Here is a 17843-nt window from a genome sequence, read left to right on the forward strand (position 1 = left end):
CCGCCGCTCTTTCCTTTTTTCTTTCCACTTGGGGAGCCTACTTTCGGAATCATCCCTAGTAAGCTTCCTGCTAATCCTAATAGACCCATTAGGCATCACCCCCACCAACAGGGATCATCCCCATGACGTCTAGGGCTGCCTCCAGGTCTGCTTCCTCTTCTTGCGCTGCGACAGATACAGGGGCTTTAATGGAGCCATCCATCGTCACTACCTGTCCCTGAATATCGGTATTGCCATCAAATACAAGACTGCTTGAGCCGCATGTGAAACGCATCGACTCCGCTGCACTCATGGACACACGTTTTCCGGCAAAGGTGATCGTGTCGTTGGCTTTGACCAGCAAGGAGGGCTTACTATGCACAGTGATGCCGCTGTCCTGATGGAGCTGCAGAAAGACGGCACCCTCCTTGGCGGTAAATGTTACGGACTGTGGGTCTAGCTTCATTTCCTTCCCTTTCGGTGTACCCCAGTAAGACGTTTTGGGATCAGCTGTTTTCGGGTTGGACTCGCCACCCTTTCGTACACTATGACGAACAAACGCTGCTTCCTCTCGATGTGTTGGGAAGGTTAGGTGGACGCTATCTCCTTCCTCTGGTGGGCTGTAAAAGCCACTATGTCCCTCTGCCGTATAAGGCGTAGCAAGTGGGAACCACGTAGCTTCTTCCTTTTTTTGTGTCTCATCGATACTGAGGTGGACTCGAACCTGATCCTTTTTGACCTCTAATACCTTTCCTTCAATCGCTGTGCCCGGTAGGAACGGAATACTGCGCCTATCTTGACGTATGCCTTTTTCGAACAGCAGATGATACTCATAGGTAAGGATGCCTAGCTTCATGCGGGCGATAGACTTGGCTACTACCAGCTCCTTGCCCTGGAGCAGAACGCGATCACCCAGTTTCAATGTTTTTCTAGATTCTATCACGTAGGCAACTGTATCCCGCTCTTCAATTGGCTGCTCGATGTCATTATGCTTACTATGTAAAAACTTAGAGCGTTCCTTTAAGATCGTATAATTTGCCAAGGAAAGCTTTTGCATTCGCCCTTCAGGTAGGCCAAACCAAAACTTCGGCTTATCAGCATCCACTGCGGCGACTAATACAGCCCGAAAATGGGAGGCCATACGTTGTAAAAATTGCCAATCCGTCTCCTTATATTGTAATATAAATTGCTTAAGAGGAGTAGCTTTCGATACAGTATCAATAACATCTGCACCTGAATAATCTTCTAGCACCTTTTTTAACATCGCCTCATAAGTCATTTTATGATGCTGAAAGGAGCGGTATTTTTGTTTACAATCCAAGGTGAATGTAGAAGAAACAGCCTCTAATTCAACTTGATATACACCCCTTGTCATTCGTACCGCAATTTCTGTTACCTGCCCTTTAAAAAGCGCATCCAGCCGTTGACCTTTGTGTTTTTGATAGAGCTCTATTCGATCTGTCGTACTGGCAAGCTGCATACAACTATCTTTCTTTTCCGCAGGAATAAATCCCGTTATTGCTAATCTTGCATGGTCGTTCACTGTTTGAGTCAACGTGAGATTATGCAATGTTTGGATTTCATAGGGGGATACGAGTTCAAGCTCACCGTATCCGATTACTTCCTCGTATGTGTTCACATGAATTCCCTTCTTTCCTCAGGGGACAATCGCTTATTCTTGCCCATCATCTTCTACTTTTATCGTTCCACAATACATACACATATTAATCGATTGACTAACTAACGCTGGATGATTTTCAATTAATTGATCATCCTTCCCATTAATCCAGGGCATTGTAATCACAGGTGTACAGGGCATGGGCTTTAAGACACCATTATTAGCAGCTGTAGCTGCCGCAACAGTTGGATTCGCTAATGTCTGGCATAAGCCAAATGGTTGAATATTGACATAAGGCTTATAATCCATCGTATTCATCTGCGCCTTATTTTTCGTATAAACACCGTGACTGACTGGCATTTTTAAAATACTCGTTTGATCTCCTTGTGAACAGGATAATTTGGCACCAGCTACGACATAACTCCGTTGGTCGCCACCCTTTGTCTGCATTTCTTCTGACATAGAAAAACCATCCTTTCGATACGTAAGGTGTTACCACTTTTGCTAAACATAAGATTTAACTGCAATACGTACGCCTGACGACTCTTTCTTCAAATTGCTCTAATTTTAATCTCGCTATTTTCTCCCTACCGTTTACCTAAAGGACCTCCATCATGTGCTTTAATCCTTTTTCAAGCACCTCATCTATTTTCCTACAGAAAGAATGTCGTTCCATCTTCCTTCAGTTTGTATTTTTTGTAATCGTATTCCCCGAAAATCTCTGCGTAGAATACTCTCTGCTAATTCAATATTCACCACTATAAACTGTTCTTTAATGCCCTCGATTTGAAAGAATGAATAAGGAGCAGCCAACTGCTCATCTATGACTAGCTTCTTCAACGTACCATCCAGATGAAATTCCGTTTGAGCGGAAAGACAACGCACTCTTGGTGGGATCACCAGCCAATATAAGGTTTGCATTAATTTAGGCATATCCGTGAGAACAACTGCTTTAAATGGCATATTTGGGACATACTTTTCCACTAATTGTTTAACAGCATCAGAAATAAGCATGATTGGCTTTTCTATGAGATCGGTATACACCATCTCGCCTTTTTCTAATACAGGAAATTGCCGTTCAAGTTCCTCTAATTCTTCCATTCTTTCAATGGTTAATAGCTCTTTTTTAATCACTTGGGCGATACCAACAGGTTTCACAGCATTTGTGATACGTTCATCTTGAGATAGAATAAAATAGTTCATCTTTCGTCTCCTTTTTTCACACTGTCTACTTCCAAATGACACTAGCAGCCTGGAATGGATCTAGCTTTACATATTCCTTTGCTTCCTTAGAGAAAATAGCCATTTCTAAATTGGCTCCCGCAAAATTTGTATTTCTAACATTTGCCCCCATAAAGCTGGCCCCTCGTAAATTCGCTAGCTCAAAATTGGCGCCTTCTAAATTCGCATCGGTAAAACGAACCGGTAAATAGCCAGGTATTTCCCATTTCTGACGATCTAGTAGACCACTCGCTCCTTGTACTTGTTGAAAATTCGCTCCCTGTAACTGACTATTACTAAAATCCGCCTCATAAATTGTGCTAAAGCTCAAATCCGTGTCCATTAGCTGACTCTCCCGAAAGCTAGTACCAATCAACAGACATTCACGCATATGACAATTGGTTAAATTGGCTTTGTGGAAAAAGGCATAGCGAATATCCAAGCCTTCATATCGCCCACCTGCTAAATTTAAATGGCTAAATACCTCGTATGGATATTCCTCCTCTAATTGTTCATCTAGCCAAGCCTTTATTTCTTCACTATCCTTCGCTGAAAAATCCTCGCTATAGACAACCTCGTTCATATCCATAAACTCGCCTACACGTATCTCGACAGCCACATCCCGATCTAGCGCCAAATACTCTGGACATCGAATAATGTCAGGTAGCGCATATCTAGCGAGACTTATTACATATTGGTGAAAATGTTTGGCTTCCTGAAGTCTAATGCGATCTATATCTGCCTGAGTAATTGCCCCCATAAAAGTTTTGCTATACAAACTTAATTCTTCAATGTATTGCTCTAAAAAATGATGCGCCCAACCTGCATCATAAGTAGTTAAAAGTGGATGAATATCAAAAAACCATTCCTCATCCGTAGCTTCTACTAAATAGTGAGGGTTGCTCTCTAGTAGCTCTGTGCGTAGCATTGAAAACGTAATATGTGCAATCGGTCCTTTCTGTTGAAGCGTTTGCTGTTGTTTGAGTTGCTGACATATTTTTTGAAAAGACATCCTAAAATCCTCAGCGAGCCTATCCTTGGAGGCTTGAAAAAAATCCTCGAGCAATAAGAGATATTTCAACCGTCTTTTTTCTACTTCGTTATCATAAAAATGCTGTAAAACTCCCTGTGTCTGCATATAAGTCTCCTTCCTTCTCATTCACACGCAACCATTTTAATTTGCCTTTACTTCCTTCCCAAAAATCTGCACACTGCCATTCATCGTTATTTTACTTTCTTTGCATTGTAAAGAAATTTCTTCCTCCGCAGACAAAAGAATTTTCTTACTCGCATTCACTGATATATCTGCCTCAGAGATTAGTTTAATTTCTTTTTTACTAAATATTTCAATACCATTTGCTTCGTTTAGCCGAATAAAAATATCCCCATCCTGTGCAGTAATAACCACTTCAGTTGGACTCATTTTAATTTCTTTACCAAAGGCTGTACGATAATATTTGGTTGAGGGATCATCTAGTTTGTTCGTTGCTGAAGTATCTAAATTTTTTCGTATGGAGCTGCTAGAAATTCCTTCCTCCTCCCGATGTGAAGGAAAATAGACATGAACAAAATCATTAATTTCAGGCATACAATACCAACCACTATGTCCCTCTGCTGTATAGCCTGTAGAATAAAGAAACCAATGTGCTTTGCCTTTATCCTGCTTCTCATCAATCGCTAAATGCACCTTAATATGATCCTTTGCGACTTCTAATACTTTTCCTTCCAGTGATAAGCCTGAGATCGCATCGTTAAATAGTTCACTTTTATTCATGCCATTTTTCGTTGACAGCGTATAATAATGTTTCAGCAAGCCATCCTTCATGGTTGTGTATGCTTCACATATATAAAGCGTTTGTTGATGAAAAGTGACATGATCTCCTATTTCCATTACCTTATCTGTTTCCACCTCATAGTATAGAAAGTCATGCTCTCCCATACCTCCATTACCATTCTCTGTATATAGAAGGTAATCTGCTAGTTTTTTTCGGGTCGTATAATGGTAATCTTCTAGCTTGCCTTTAGCTCTACCAGCAGGCACACCAAAATGGAACTTTGGCTTATCAAAGGTAGCAGCAGGCACTAGTCCAGTGTTAAAACGTGAGGCTAGTCTTTTTAAAAATTGCCAATCTGTCTCTCGATATTGCAGGGTAAACTTGTCTAATTTAGCACCCTTTGTTGCTTCATCAATAATGTCAAGACCAGGATAAAAAGGATGTAATAGTTTGAATAAAGACGAATAGGTCATTTCCTTATCCTGATAGGAGCGATTTTTCTTTTTAATGTCTAGCTGGTAGGTGCTTGAAGCCGCTTCTACTTCAATATAATAAATGCCACGAACTGAACGAACCTTCACATCTAAAATTACACCTTTAAATAAGGGTGAAGGGATACCAAGATGATTAAGCTGATTTACTTCAATTGCTGATTTTGCCTCCGTCATTTCCACATATGTGTCTCTCGCTACTTCAGGCACAATACCAGTAAAACGTAACGTAGCATGTTCATTCATTTTTTTTACGATAGTAAGCTCTTGAATACTAATAAGCTCAAAAGGTAGAATTTGAATATTATGATAAGCTGTCACGACACTACTCATCGTATTCCCCCTCCGTTCCTACTATTTGAAGCAAATCGCAAGGATTCCATCATAGCTCTCGCAATCGGACGCCAAGTTTCAAGGTCCTCCTCCATACAATTGAAGGTTCCAATAAGTGCTATTCCTTCGATAGAGGCAAAGAACATTAAATTAAAAATATCGCCATCAATAGCCGGTGTAATAATCTCTAAAAAGCCTACTGTCTTTTCGTCAATCTTCAGGACATCCGTATCAAGCCAATCAGCTGAAGGTTGAGCTTGTTCAAGGATATCAATCATATTTTCTTGAAAAGCAGCAACTCCCTCCTCCTGTAATCGATGTGGAGTCAGGTTGAAGGCAAGATTAATCGATGAGGATTCATCTGTATAAATTAGATTTGGTCGACGGTCCGATGGGTACTTTAAGGCTGCTAATTCAGTAGACATCTTAGAAAATAGTTTTGGCATACGAATCGTCATTTTACCATCCAATAATGACTGCTCCATCACCCCTATCTTCTCATCATCAATGATGATGTAGCTTTGATAGATATTTACTTTTTCAAGGTCTTGCTCCTCCTGCTTAGATGCCTGCTCAGGCTCCTGTTCCTTTTGTATGGCTACTTGTCGCTGGGCTAGCTCATGTTGCTCCTGCTCTCTCATTTCATTTCTTAATGCAATAATTTTTTCATCTATAAACTTCATCCCAATCACCTTCCGTTTTTTCATCAACTATATTTCAACCTATCAACTATTATTTGCTTAGTCCCTACACATCCTTCATGACACAGAATTTGAAATCTGATCCTTCCATTGCCTCAACCATCTCATCAAAGGCATACCTGTTGGCAATGCTTCTCTCTACTTCTTCCTCACAAAAATATGAGTTTGAGTGCTATCTTTTCTATGTATAGGATCTTTTATTTCCGCCTTTAAAGTAATTTTAGGGAGATTAAAAATAATCTAAGGAACTATAAAAGTTCCTTAGATAATTAGTAGTGTTTTATCCTGCTGCAATCTTAGACAGCGTAGCCGCCTTCGATTTTTGCCAAATCTGTTTTGTCTTTCTTTTGTTTAACAAATAAGAAGAATTCACCAATACCTTCTGTGTCACCATATCTTTCTGTATAATCCACCACAAAAGTGTTCGGGAAATGAATTTTTCTTACTACTTGATCTGCTGAAACAACCTCTAATGTCACTTTACGGTAACAGTCAGCCTTTTCAGCTGGTACTAATGACCATAAACCTAATTTCATCGTATCATCAGAATTATCACCATCAGTTGCTGTAAGAATTTTACCTCTTACTTTTAAAGTGGCTCCAACATCTGTAGAGCGAGCGTTCGAATCATTTGGTGTATCTGTTTCATATTCGACAGTCATGATGCTTTCTAAGCCTAGTTCAATTGCCTCTGAACCTTCTACTTTTAATACAAAACCCATTTTCTTACCCCCTAAAATTTGTTAAATCAAGACATCTAACTGTTCTGCAGAATATTAGCAATTAGTCTCTCGATTCTTATTTATGTTAAAAGATTTAAAAAATCTTAAACATACGACTAAAAAATTGAATAATTGTAGGTTTATACTTGTTAGGCTTTAACAGCACTTGTCCCTTTTGTAATCATTACTTCTAAATTCTTCACATTGCCATTAAACACAAGGTCAATTTGACACGTGCTCGTTTTCTCGTCGATAATGTAGCCGATATCATCTCCATCATGGAATTTCTTTAATCTTTTCATCACTTAGACTGTCGATTCCCTTCACATCTCCAACAAGCGTAATTAAGTCCATTTTTTCAGGATTAATTTCTTCAAATAGCATGGTTCTGTTTGTTTGATTAATAATCTCCATTCATTTGGCTGTATATTTCTACAGCCGTCCCTCCTTTAGATAACGAATTTCGGGTAAGCATAAACATTTAGTGATAAAAATACAGGATTAGAATTATATAACTACTTCTTATAAAGAATATTTCAGGAATAAAAATCAATTTGAGGCTAAGCTATGTACTAGAAACTCTAATTCTACTTTTATGCATTTTTTATTCACTAATGATAGGATGTATCACAAAAGTAACTATACAACACCAAAAATTAATGTCAATATTTTCTATAGAAGATATTGTAATTAAAAACAATTTAAAGTATTTTTAGTAAAAATGTTACATATAATAATTATGATATTTTTTCAGTTAATATAGGATTAATCCTATTTTTTTATAAAAAAAAAACTAAAGGTTCAATTACTCTTGGGCCCAAAGCTGTTTTTTAAAATAATCTTCTATATAGGAAAAATGAATAAAAAGTATTAATCATATAACGACATTAGTCTTTTAGGATGAATATATATAAAATAGTTCTTTAAGCATTTGTACTTTTCTTTCAGGATATTATGAATTTCAAAAAGGAAAGTCCAACCTCCAAAAATAGTTAGGAGAAATAGCATTGTTCACCTCTTCATTTACAACTTCACCCTCTTATCCTTGAAAAGTTACATCTAAACAAAATAATCGAAAACCTTGCTTTCCTTTTATGATTTTCTTCCCAAAAGTCATGAGGCAGTAATCAGTCACACTTTTATTTGGCTTTATATTACGTCGCCAGCACGCTAAAATCCAATGTTCATTCATTCAGCTTGTAATTTAAGGTGCAAAAAAACCGCTCACCTAAACGTGAACGGTTTTGTAGACTATGCTTTTTGATAACGAAGCACTGGTGTACGAGCAGCGCGTGTTTCGTCTAGACGAGATACGACTGTTGTATGAGGTGCTTCTTGAACGATTGATGGATTTTCTTCTGCTTCTTTCGCAATTTGAATCATTACATCACAGAATGCATCTAATGTTTCTTTAGATTCAGTTTCAGTTGGCTCGATCATTAACGCCTCTTCCACATTTAATGGGAAGTATGTTGTTGGTGGATGGTAGCCAAAGTCTAACAAACGTTTTGCGATATCTAATGTACGAACGCCTAGCTTCTTCTGACGACGACCTGATAAGACAAATTCATGTTTACAGTGACGGTTATATGGTAGATCGTAGAATGGCTCTAAGCGACGCATCATATAGTTTGCATTTAATACAGCATATTCTGTAACAGCTTTTAAGCCATCTGGCCCCATTGTACGAATATACGTATAAGCACGAACATTGATACCAAAGTTACCATAGTAAGGTTTTACGCGTCCGATTGATTGTGGACGATCGTAGTCAAAGTGGTATGTGCCTTCTTCAGTTCTTACTAATACTGGTTTTGGTAGGAATGGAATTAAATCTGCTTTTACACCTACTGGACCAGAACCTGGACCACCGCCACCATGTGGGCCTGTAAATGTTTTGTGTAGATTTAAATGCACACAGTCAAAGCCCATATCGCCAGGACGTGCTTTACTCATAACGGCATTGAGGTTCGCACCATCATAGTACACTTTACCGCCTACAGAGTGAATTAGCTCTGCCATTTCGATAATGTTTTCTTCAAATAACCCTAGTGTATTCGGGTTCGTTAACATGAGTGCTGCTGTATCAGAACCTACTACTTTGCGAAGGTCTTCGATATCAACTAAGCCATTTTCATCCGATTTGACAGTGATTGTTTCAAAGCCCGCTACTGTCGCTGAGGCTGGGTTTGTACCGTGAGCTGAGTCAGGCACGATTACTTTGTTACGGTGACCTTCCCCATTTGCTTCATGGAAGGCACGAATCATCATTAACGCTGTCCATTCACCATGAGCACCTGCTGCTGGTTGTAATGTAACTTCATCCATCCCTGTAATTTCTACTAAAGACGTTTGAAGATCATAAAGAAGTTCCATTGCCCCTTGGACTGTTGATTCATCCTGTAATGGGTGAACATTTGCAAAGCCTGAAAGACGTGCAACTGTTTCGTTAATTTTCGGATTATATTTCATCGTACAAGAGCCAAGCGGATAGAAGCCCGAGTCTACCCCATGGTTTCTACGAGAAAGTGCTGTATAATGACGCATAATATCCAGCTCAGATACTTCAGGTAGTTCTGCTGCCTCTGAACGTACTAGGTTTGCAGGTAATAAATCTGCTAGGTCTACTTCAGGCACATCTAGTGCTTCTAAACTATAGCCAACGCGACCTTCTTTTGAAATTTCAAAAATGAGTGATTGATTTTCGTTATGCATTAAGAGCCCCCATTTCTGCAACAAGTGCATCAATTTCTTCCTTCGTGCGTAATTCAGTTACTGCGATTAGCACATGATTTTTCAGAGAGTCATAATTTTGACCTAAAGGATAGCCACCGATAATACCCTTTTCGATTAAGCCTTTATTGATTTCCTTCACACATTTATTCGTTTTCACTACGATTTCGTTAAAGTGTGCACCTTGGAATGCTACTGTAAAGCCTGCTGCTTCAAAGGCATTTTTTGCATAACGTGTTTTCGCAATATTTTGAGTAGCCATTTCACGGATACCTTGTTTTCCTAGAGCTGTCATCGCTACAGAAGCTGCAAGTGCAAGAAGTGCTTGGTTTGAGCAAATATTTGAAGTTGCCTTATCACGACGGATATGTTGTTCACGTGCTTGTAGTGTTAAAACGTAACCACGACGGCCTTCACCATCCACTGTTTCACCAACAAGACGTCCTGGGACCTTACGCATTAATTTTGTTGTTACTGCAAAGAAACCACAGTGTGGGCCACCGAAGGCTTCAGAAATACCGAATACTTGCGCATCACCTACACAAATATCAGCGCCAAGCTTGCCAGGAGGCGTTAAGATTCCTAATGCAAGTGGGTTAGAAGATACAACAAGTAAGCTTTTTGCAGCATGTGCAATATCCCCGATCACTTGGATGTCTTCCACTTGGCCGAAGAAGTTTGGATATTGTGCAATAACAGCTGCTGTGTTGTCATCGATCAACTCTTTTAATGCATCCACATCTGTCACACCATCTTTTTGCGGGATAGTCACAATCTCAATGGATTGACCGTAGGCATATGTAGCAACAACATCGCGATATTCTGGGTGCACTGCTTCAGACACTAAAATTTTCTTGCGACGCGTATGACCAGCTGCCAGCATACCTGCCTCTGCTAAAGCTGTACCACCGTCATACATAGAAGAGTTTGCAAGATCCATACCCGTTAGCTCGGCAATCATCGTTTGGAATTCAAAGATGGCTTGTAGCTCACCTTGTGAAATCTCAGGCTGATATGGTGTATAAGCCGTATAGAACTCTGAACGAGAAATAACATGGTCCACGATCACTGGTTTATAGTGGTTATAAACACCTGCGCCTAAAAATGATACATTGGCATTTGTATCCTTATTTTTAGCAGCAAGTGCCGTTAATTCTTTTAATAAAGCAGATTCTGATTTAGCTTCTTTAATATCATAAAGGCCTTTAAAACGGACTTTCTCAGGAATATCCTCAAATAACTCATCGACTGAGGATACACCGATTACGTCTAACATTTCTTTTTGATCTTGCTCCGTCATAGGTAAATAACGATGTTTCATAAATGTAGGTCCCTCTTTTCAACTATTATTTTGAACGCTTGTAAAACGGTGTTTCTACTGTTATTACCTTTAAGTGTTTACCGCGAATTTCGATTTCTAGCTCAGTTCCGATTGTTGCGAATTGACTGTCAATTAATGCGTGACCAACATTACGTTTAGATGAAGGAAGCTGTGTACCAGTTGTCACTTCACCGATTTCTTGACCATCCTTAAACACTTTGTAGCCATGGCGTGGAATGCCTTTATCAATCATTTCAATGCCTACAAGTTTGCGTGGTAGACCATTTTCCTTTTGAGCTACTAATGCTTCATGACCAATGAAGCCTTCTTTATTTAATTTCACAGCGAAGCCAATACCAGCCTCTAGAGGAGAAATTGTTGCTGATAGCTCTTGACCATATAGTGGTAGCCCCGCTTCAAAACGAAGTGTATCACGACATCCTAGTCCAGCTGGAACCACACCTTTTTCTTGACCTGCCTCTAAAATTTTACCCCAAAGCGCTTTGATGTCTTCTGGAGCGCCATATAATTCAAAGCCATCTTCACCTGTGTAGCCACTGCGCGAAACTAATACTTTATGTCCGGCAACCTCCACATTCTCTTGGAAGCGGAAAAATTTAATGGCACTTACATCAGTTGAAGTAAGGGATTGAAGAACTTCTTCTGCTAATGGTCCTTGCAGAGCAATTTGTGCGTAGGCATCCGATTGGTTATCAATCGTCACATCATATTGATGTTGATTTTCCATCATCCAATCATAGTCTTTTTCAATGTTAGCTGCATTGACACATAATAAATAGTGATTGTCAGCTAATTTATATGTTAATAAATCATCAACAACGCCACCATCTTCATAGCACATTGCCGTGTACTGCGCTTGACCGTCAACAATTTTTGAGACATCATTTGATAACAGATTTTGTAAAAAACCTAATGCATCGGGACCAGTTACTAAAATCTCTCCCATATGTGATACATCAAATAAGCCTGCACGATTACGCACTGCATCATGTTCTTCTTTAATAGAAGAGAATTGAACAGGTAATTCCCATCCACCGAAGTCAACTGTTTTTGCACCATATTTCGCGTATTCTTCAAATAGAGGTGTACGTTTTAATTCATTCGCCATTCTTTTTTGCCCCCTTATTGTTAGTTACATTTTTACTGGTAGTAGTTCGTCTGCTTTTTGCATTCCTACAATCAATTACGTAAAACTGGCTATAGACATAAAAAAAGACAGACGAACCCCTTTTCGGGATTCTCTGTCCTTGCACCTGAAAGTTACACCAGACTGGCTCGCAAGCTTTACCCTTGCCAATCAGTCGGCTTTCCCCTTTGGTGGCTGTTATTGTTATACTACAGCTCTCTCCAGAGTTGCGTCTTGTACGAGTCCTTTTACCTGAGAGATTCATAGCCCATTGCTACTTGCTCCTTCGGTGGCGTCTACACGCTCTCTCCCCGCACAATCATCCGCCCAAGATAAATCTTGGTACTATTTAGTATTCAATGAACATTTAGTTACTTATTTGTCTATATCCTAACATTAAATGCATTGGAAAGGCAATCATTTTTTAAAAGATAATAAAACACGAACATTAAATTGACATAATATATTCATCGTTCGTTTTTTAACCTTTTCACTTGAAATACTAAATACTCTAGAATTTGGCGAATCGTCCTACCTTCTGTCAGTACCTGAATATGACCTGCATCACGGTAAAACTTCCTTCTGTAGTGATACAGACTTTCTAGCTCCTCCTTTGTAGAGCTCTGTACAATGGGTCTATTTGGATCATGCTGAACTCGTTTATAAATATCCTCAAACGACGCATCTAAAAAAAACACCAATCCACTGCGTCTCATAATTTTTCGATTTTCAGCATTAATGGCAACGCCACCACCAGTCGAAATAATGCAAGCCTCGTCCCTGAAATTTTTCAAAAATTCTGTTTCTATTTCTCGAAAGTGGGCCTCACCGTATTTTTCAAAAATCTGTGGAATGGTCATCCCCTGCTGACGCACAATTTCATGATCCATATCATAATATGGCATCTTCAATAAATAGCTTAAGCGTCTTCCTAATGCACTTTTTCCACTACCCATAAAACCAACTAAATATATTTTTCGCAATTCGATTCACCTTCTTATAACTACGATTCTACACTGTCTGACAAAATTTGTCCCAATAAATTTATCGTAGCTCGAACATTCAATTTTTCTAGCCCATCATATGTTCGATACTGCATTTCATAAGACATATAATACGCAAGAACAAAAGTAGTTACAAAAAATAATAATGCAATTGCGATCAAAAAAATAGCCCCTCTGTCATTTTTCAATAATTGGCACATAAAAGGCTCGCTCCTTTTGAATACCACTCGCCATTTCAACAGCTACCGTCAGCTTATTTTCGGAATAGCTAAATTGACATTTATTGATTCCTATTAGCATAGGAACATGTCCACCCTTTACCTGCTCACGAATAATATTTGAGTAGCAATCAACATGATGGAGCGTATTAGCTGTTTGGAAAGTTATTCTTTTTTGATCTTCACGAATGGAAAAGGTGGAAAGTTCTTTTAGAGAGAGGTTCAAGTCGGAAACAAATAGTTCCCACTTTGTTTGTTCATCTGTTAGCATAGTTGATTTCATTTCTGCAAACCAAAGTATTATAAGGACAAAAAAATGAGAAATAAGCACAAAAACGACTAATTGAAACATAGCTTCTATTAATGTATAGCCTTTTTCATTCATGAGGCTTCACCTGTCACTTGGATACATTTTTGGCGTGACTCCTGTAAATTTTGAAATTGGACACAAATTTGTTGTTCGTCAACGATCCAATGATAAGCAACCTGTTCAATGGTCCGAGAGCCCTCTGTTACTTGAATCGCATGGTACTGTTTTAAACCTTCGTATGCTGTTTCAGCTGCAATTAGCTCCATTTTTTTATTAGCAAGATTTGTTTTCATCGTATAGGTAATGGGGATTAACGAGGTACAAAGTAACATCAAAATACCCACACCTAAAATAGTTTCTACAAAAGAATAGCCTGACTCATTCAATCCTAGCTCTCCCTCGCCCTAATGTTATGATTACTTTTTTCTTGCCCTGTGGTGTTTTAAATGCCATGGTGCCTGCTGACATCACATTGCCGCTGTAGTTATAGACAAGTGTTTGAATGGAACTCTCAGCTGGCAAAAATTCAACCCCCTTCGGAAAAGAACGTTCATATAAATGAGTATAAATATCTTTTTGAATAGTATAACGATTTATTGAACCTTCCATTTTCAAGGCTATATATTGTCGTTGGCTCATACTATAGGTTTGAATATATTGAATATCTAGCTGTAATTGCGTAAAAAATCGTTCTAATTCCTTGGTTTCTGCTATTTTCAATGAGAATTTACTAACAATTGCTGTTAAACTCATAACAAGAAATAAGACAACCAGCATTTCAAGAATGGTAAAACCGCCGTTTTTACGAACATTCATTAGCTATCCGTACCTGTTTCCAAGTTGACATTGGCTGGACGTACCTCTCCCTCATTAGTAATCACTATTTCTTCTTTATTTGGGCAGGTTGTTTCATTTTCCTTTAAATAGCCCTTTGCCACTAAATCCTCTAAGGTAGGATAAGCCATATAATCTACACGATACGCCTCTACTTGACCTTGTACCATGCTTATATAAGCCGTACAGCCTTTCTTATCTATTGTGGCGAAATGCTTTGTAACATTTGGGATTGTAATTAAAATAAGAATAGATATAATTAACAAAACTATAAGCATCTCAATTAAAGTAAAACCATCTTGTTGGTTAAGACGTTTCATCATCTTCCTCCTAAACTAATTCAATCATGTGATAGATGGGTAATAATAAACTGATATAAGCCGCTATTATACAAGCAGCTATAAGGATAAAGAAACTAGGCTGCACAAACGATAATATTTTTTGCAAAAGCTGTTCCTGCTTTTCCATTAATAAATCGCTATACAATATTAACTCTTTTGCTAAATAACCGCTGTGCTCGCCATGCTCAACGAACATCGGAAAGTCCTTTTGAAAAACGGCCATGATCGTTACCGCCTGTGTGAGTGATTCTCCAAAGATGACTCTATCTTTTATACGCTGTGAAAGAACTTGAAGAAATGGTTGTAGTTGCTGTTCCTCTAATAGCTGTAGGCTTGCTTGTAATGAAAATCCACTTTGTAGTAAGCTTCCTAAATAAGCAGCAAATTGCCTTGTCAAAGTCAACCTAAAATAGCGTTGTAGAAAGGGGATTTTTAATAAGACTGTAAGTTGATGAGCAACAGCTTGTCGTTTAAGATAGAATCGAAAAAGGAATACGCTACCTATTACTATGAACATGGTCGAGATAACTACATCTGGAACATGCAATAACAGATTGGACAATGCAATGCTTGTCTCCTCTGTTTCAGAGGTACGACTGCCGACCATTCTTTCAATGTTCGGCAAAAAAAATGTACGAAACACAAAAAATAATAACAATAAAAAGATAATCAGTGTGACAGGATAGATCAGCAGCTTGATTAACTTTTTTTTAGTCTTTTCACTTACTGTTATCTGTTTAGCTACACCTTCAAACGCTTCTATCATATGACCATTGTTTTCCGCCACCTTAATTGCCATTAAATAATGATTCCCTAGCTGTAATGTTTCAAATATCCCTGCAACGCCTACTCCTTGTCTGAGCTTTTCATCAATTTGCTGTTGTATGTCCTCATGTGCTTCAATATGATGAGGTAGTAGCATGGAAATAGCTTGGGGAAATAAATATCCTTCCTGCATTAATACACATAAACGATTGAAAAGCTGAGCTTGCTCCTTTACCCGCCATTTCGTAGCCCGATTATAAAAAAGAGCCATTTTATCGATGTATGTTTGTAACTGCATATAGGCTCTCCACTAATTCTTTTTGTCCCATTAATGTTAAATCATAAGGAAGTTTGTAATTGCCCTTATCTTTGATGGCGGTGATGGCTCTTGATAGATGGTCATCATGTAATATCTCATAGACAGCTCGACGTTCTTCATGTATAGCTGAGGTTTGAACAAGCATTTGGGCAACTATACCGATAACCGTTTGACGAAGCTCTTCTATCGACACACCTAAATCCATTAAACGATAGAGACAATTAATGGAGTCTTTTGCATGAATAGTGGAGACAACTAAGTGCCCTGTTAAAGAGGCTTGGATGGCAATATTTGCTGTTTCTCTATCGCGAATTTCACCAATCATAATGACATCAGGTGAATGGCGTAAAATGGCTTTTAATCCTGCAGCATACGTAACGCCTGCTCGCTCGTTGACTTGAATTTGAAGTAAATTGGCTTGACTGTTTTCTACAGGGTCTTCTAAAGAGATTACATGTCGATTCAATTCTGTGGAACAGTAGTGGATGAGGGAATAAAGTGAAGTAGACTTGCCAGAGCCTGTTGCTCCCGTAAAAAACAGAAGACCTTGTCGGTTTTGTATCAGCTCCATGAGTTGGTGAGCTGCGCTTTTGGAAAAGCTTAGGGAAGTTAGTGGAAATGCATGATTTTGGAGAAGTAAACGAATAATTAAGCTTTCTTTTAAAAATACAGAAGGAAGTGTGGATACTCGAAACGAATAAGAATTTTGCTCCATTGCCTTTTGAAAGGCACCGCTTTGAGGTTTACGACGCTCACTAATATCTAATTCTGCAAGAAATTTATAGTAAGAGATCATTCTTTCTGCAAGTTCATAAGGTAGCTCACCAGCTTGTAGAAGTTTATCATATTTTCGAAAATAGATCCGATACTTTATGTTTCCTGGAACTAGCAATAAATCGGATGCTCCAAAATGATAGGCCTTTAGTAAAAGTTGCTCACATTTTTGTTCGACAACTGTTTCAAAATTCTGCATATATGCACCTCTCTTTTAGTTCATTCGAATATGACCGCTCTATTCGTTATTTCCTAGTATAAAGAGGAACTCGCCACGAGAAAAGCCCTTTTCAGAAAATAAAAATTTGTAAGTTAATTTTCTACCAAAAATGTTTTTTGCTATAAAAATGTGGATAAAGTGCAATTTTCCACTAAAAAAGAATATAAATACATGAAAAAATTAATATTTATGCCGAAATGAACTGTATCTTTTTCAATAATACAATATAATAGTATCAACATGATTATTTTCCTAACACTTGGTAGACGAACATAATTTTTATAATAAATTAAAGAGGTGAAGCTCATGATCCATCCATTAAAAATTACTAGTACACTAGCGGATGAAACAAGATACTCTATTTATGAGTACATATTGCAAGAGAAAAAAACAGTTACTGTACAACATATTGCTGATAAATTCGGTATCCATCCAAACGTTGCTCGACTTCATTTAACGAAGCTTTCAGAAATAAATATTATTACAGCTGACTATGTAAAAACAGGTAAAGGTGGCAGACCTGGACGTGTTTATAAAGCTTCAGAAAAAGGCGTATCTCTTACTTTTCCAAGACGCGAGGAAGATCGTTTATTAAAATGGACGATACAATTAATTGAAGACTTTGGTCCATCTGCATTAACAAAGTGCCAGGAAATTAGCTACCAAGACGGCTACCAGCAAATGAAAAATTATATGAGTGCTGAATTGACAGTAAGTAATTCTCTTTCCTTCGATGAAAAGCTTCAGCTATTAACGGACAATGCCGCTTTAATTGGCTATATTCCACAAATTCAACAAACTGAGCAAGGAAAAAAAGTTATCTTCTCCATTTTCAATTGTCCATTCCAGGAGCAACTGACAGCCTATTCTGAAATTGTTTGTTCATTACATGAATCCTATTTAAAAGGTCAATTAGATGCATTGTTTACGAATAATGAATTTGTGCAAATGGAAAGTATGATACATAATTGCGATTTATGTAAATATGAAATAAACGTGACAGAAATCGATAGCTAG

Annotated in this window: 21 protein-coding genes and 1 riboswitch; of the genes, 1 reads left to right on the forward strand and 20 read right to left on the reverse strand. The window is 38.3% G+C overall.

The window, feature by feature from the left end:
• Positions 1-88: 88 nt before the first annotated feature.
• The 20 genes from NY607_RS05285 to comGA form a co-directional block, all read right to left on the reverse strand.
• Positions 89-1618: a contractile injection system protein, VgrG/Pvc8 family gene (locus NY607_RS05285; RefSeq protein ID WP_259419287.1), complete on the reverse strand. Its 1530-nt coding sequence runs from the start codon at positions 1616-1618 to the stop codon at positions 89-91.
• Positions 1619-1651: 33 nt separating this feature from the next.
• Positions 1652-2059, reverse strand: coding sequence for a DUF4280 domain-containing protein (locus NY607_RS05290; protein WP_259419288.1), 408 nt, complete (start codon positions 2057-2059; stop codon positions 1652-1654).
• A gap of 183 nt (positions 2060-2242) precedes the next feature.
• The gene (locus NY607_RS05295) at positions 2243-2800 is read right to left on the reverse strand and encodes a serine protease (RefSeq protein ID WP_259419289.1); all 558 of its coding nucleotides are present in this window, start codon (positions 2798-2800) and stop codon (positions 2243-2245) included.
• Between the two features lie 25 nt (positions 2801-2825).
• Positions 2826-3956, reverse strand: coding sequence for a pentapeptide repeat-containing protein (locus NY607_RS05300; protein WP_259419290.1), 1131 nt, complete (start codon positions 3954-3956; stop codon positions 2826-2828).
• Between the two features lie 36 nt (positions 3957-3992).
• On the reverse strand, positions 3993-5417 hold the full coding sequence (locus NY607_RS05305; RefSeq protein WP_259419291.1) for a DUF2345 domain-containing protein: 1425 nt from the start codon (positions 5415-5417) through the stop codon (positions 3993-3995).
• Entirely contained in the window at positions 5414-6100 is a 687-nt protein-coding gene (locus NY607_RS05310) for a hypothetical protein (protein ID WP_245188805.1), read from the reverse strand. Before NY607_RS05310 ends, NY607_RS05305 begins: the two co-directional genes overlap by 4 nt.
• A gap of 314 nt (positions 6101-6414) precedes the next feature.
• On the reverse strand, positions 6415-6840 hold the full coding sequence (locus NY607_RS05315) for a membrane-associated protease 1 (protein ID WP_259419292.1): 426 nt from the start codon (positions 6838-6840) through the stop codon (positions 6415-6417).
• Positions 6841-6989: 149 nt separating this feature from the next.
• The gene (locus NY607_RS05320; protein ID WP_176408523.1) at positions 6990-7145 is read right to left on the reverse strand and encodes a hypothetical protein; all 156 of its coding nucleotides are present in this window, start codon (positions 7143-7145) and stop codon (positions 6990-6992) included.
• Positions 7117-7254: a hypothetical protein gene (locus NY607_RS05325; RefSeq protein WP_156113261.1), complete on the reverse strand. Its 138-nt coding sequence runs from the start codon at positions 7252-7254 to the stop codon at positions 7117-7119. The genes NY607_RS05320 and NY607_RS05325 overlap by 29 nt, the downstream gene beginning before the upstream one ends.
• An 837-nt stretch (positions 7255-8091) precedes the next feature.
• A complete protein-coding gene (gene gcvPB / locus NY607_RS05330; protein WP_016993972.1) occupies positions 8092-9555 on the reverse strand; it encodes an aminomethyl-transferring glycine dehydrogenase subunit GcvPB in 1464 nt (487 codons plus the stop codon).
• Positions 9548-10894, reverse strand: a complete 1347-nt coding sequence (gene gcvPA, locus NY607_RS05335) for an aminomethyl-transferring glycine dehydrogenase subunit GcvPA (RefSeq protein ID WP_016993971.1) — start codon at positions 10892-10894, stop codon at positions 9548-9550. The genes gcvPB and gcvPA overlap by 8 nt, the downstream gene beginning before the upstream one ends.
• A gap of 25 nt (positions 10895-10919) precedes the next feature.
• The gene (gcvT, locus tag NY607_RS05340) at positions 10920-12023 is read right to left on the reverse strand and encodes a glycine cleavage system aminomethyltransferase GcvT (RefSeq protein WP_131520616.1); all 1104 of its coding nucleotides are present in this window, start codon (positions 12021-12023) and stop codon (positions 10920-10922) included.
• Between the two features lie 248 nt (positions 12024-12271).
• Positions 12272-12364, reverse strand: a riboswitch (glycine riboswitch).
• Positions 12365-12508: 144 nt separating this feature from the next.
• Positions 12509-13024, reverse strand: a complete 516-nt coding sequence (locus NY607_RS05345; protein ID WP_004231053.1) for a shikimate kinase — start codon at positions 13022-13024, stop codon at positions 12509-12511.
• A 20-nt stretch (positions 13025-13044) separates the two neighbouring features.
• Positions 13045-13206: a hypothetical protein gene (locus NY607_RS05350; RefSeq protein ID WP_225340350.1), complete on the reverse strand. Its 162-nt coding sequence runs from the start codon at positions 13204-13206 to the stop codon at positions 13045-13047.
• A 16-nt stretch (positions 13207-13222) separates the two neighbouring features.
• Positions 13223-13648 (reverse strand): competence type IV pilus minor pilin ComGF, encoded by a 426-nt coding sequence (gene comGF / locus NY607_RS05355; protein ID WP_131520615.1) that lies wholly within the window; start codon positions 13646-13648, stop codon positions 13223-13225.
• Positions 13645-13959, reverse strand: a complete 315-nt coding sequence (locus NY607_RS05360; RefSeq protein ID WP_259419293.1) for a hypothetical protein — start codon at positions 13957-13959, stop codon at positions 13645-13647. The genes comGF and NY607_RS05360 overlap by 4 nt, the downstream gene beginning before the upstream one ends.
• Complete coding sequence (gene comGD, locus NY607_RS05365; RefSeq protein WP_131520613.1) at positions 13952-14389, reverse strand: competence type IV pilus minor pilin ComGD; 438 nt, start codon at positions 14387-14389, stop codon at positions 13952-13954. Before comGD ends, NY607_RS05360 begins: the two co-directional genes overlap by 8 nt.
• On the reverse strand, positions 14389-14727 hold the full coding sequence (gene comGC, locus NY607_RS05370; RefSeq protein WP_131520612.1) for a competence type IV pilus major pilin ComGC: 339 nt from the start codon (positions 14725-14727) through the stop codon (positions 14389-14391). The genes comGD and comGC overlap by 1 nt, the downstream gene beginning before the upstream one ends.
• Positions 14728-14737: 10 nt before the next feature.
• Positions 14738-15811, reverse strand: coding sequence for a competence type IV pilus assembly protein ComGB (gene comGB / locus NY607_RS05375; RefSeq protein WP_237898258.1), 1074 nt, complete (start codon positions 15809-15811; stop codon positions 14738-14740).
• Positions 15786-16805 (reverse strand): competence type IV pilus ATPase ComGA, encoded by a 1020-nt coding sequence (comGA, locus tag NY607_RS05380; RefSeq protein WP_131520610.1) that lies wholly within the window; start codon positions 16803-16805, stop codon positions 15786-15788. Before comGA ends, comGB begins: the two co-directional genes overlap by 26 nt.
• A gap of 327 nt (positions 16806-17132) precedes the next feature.
• On the opposite strand from comGA, the gene NY607_RS05385 reads away from it, so the two are divergent.
• Positions 17133-17843, forward strand: coding sequence for a helix-turn-helix transcriptional regulator (locus NY607_RS05385; protein WP_131520609.1), 711 nt, complete (start codon positions 17133-17135; stop codon positions 17841-17843).

Origin of the sequence: Lysinibacillus sp. A4, from assembly GCF_024919535.1 — a bacterium.
Taxonomy (GTDB): domain Bacteria; phylum Bacillota; class Bacilli; order Bacillales_A; family Planococcaceae; genus Lysinibacillus; species Lysinibacillus capsici.

Bases quoted from the DNA above. Each gene is read 5' to 3' on its own strand.
- NY607_RS05290 (WP_259419288.1), bottom strand. From the start codon at position 2,059: ATGTCAGAAGAAATGCAGACAAAGGGTGGCGACCAACGGAGTTATGTC.
- NY607_RS05295 (WP_259419289.1), bottom strand. From the start codon at position 2,800: ATGAACTATTTTATTCTATCTCAAGATGAACGTATCACAAATGCTGTG.
- NY607_RS05300 (WP_259419290.1), bottom strand. From the start codon at position 3,956: ATGCAGACACAGGGAGTTTTACAGCATTTTTATGATAACGAAGTAGAA.
- NY607_RS05305 (WP_259419291.1), bottom strand. From the start codon at position 5,417: ATGAGTAGTGTCGTGACAGCTTATCATAATATTCAAATTCTACCTTTT.
- NY607_RS05310 (WP_245188805.1), bottom strand. From the start codon at position 6,100: ATGAAGTTTATAGATGAAAAAATTATTGCATTAAGAAATGAAATGAGA.
- NY607_RS05315 (WP_259419292.1), bottom strand. From the start codon at position 6,840: ATGGGTTTTGTATTAAAAGTAGAAGGTTCAGAGGCAATTGAACTAGGC.
- NY607_RS05325 (WP_156113261.1), bottom strand. From the start codon at position 7,254: ATGGAGATTATTAATCAAACAAACAGAACCATGCTATTTGAAGAAATT.
- gcvPB (WP_016993972.1), bottom strand. From the start codon at position 9,555: ATGCATAACGAAAATCAATCACTCATTTTTGAAATTTCAAAAGAAGGT.
- gcvPA (WP_016993971.1), bottom strand. From the start codon at position 10,894: ATGAAACATCGTTATTTACCTATGACGGAGCAAGATCAAAAAGAAATG.
- gcvT (WP_131520616.1), bottom strand. From the start codon at position 12,023: ATGGCGAATGAATTAAAACGTACACCTCTATTTGAAGAATACGCGAAA.
- comGF (WP_131520615.1), bottom strand. From the start codon at position 13,648: ATGAATGAAAAAGGCTATACATTAATAGAAGCTATGTTTCAATTAGTC.
- comGD (WP_131520613.1), bottom strand. From the start codon at position 14,389: ATGAATGTTCGTAAAAACGGCGGTTTTACCATTCTTGAAATGCTGGTT.
- comGC (WP_131520612.1), bottom strand. From the start codon at position 14,727: ATGAAACGTCTTAACCAACAAGATGGTTTTACTTTAATTGAGATGCTT.
- comGB (WP_237898258.1), bottom strand. From the start codon at position 15,811: ATGCAGTTACAAACATACATCGATAAAATGGCTCTTTTTTATAATCGG.
- comGA (WP_131520610.1), bottom strand. From the start codon at position 16,805: ATGCAGAATTTTGAAACAGTTGTCGAACAAAAATGTGAGCAACTTTTA.
- NY607_RS05385 (WP_131520609.1), top strand. From the start codon at position 17,133: ATGATCCATCCATTAAAAATTACTAGTACACTAGCGGATGAAACAAGA.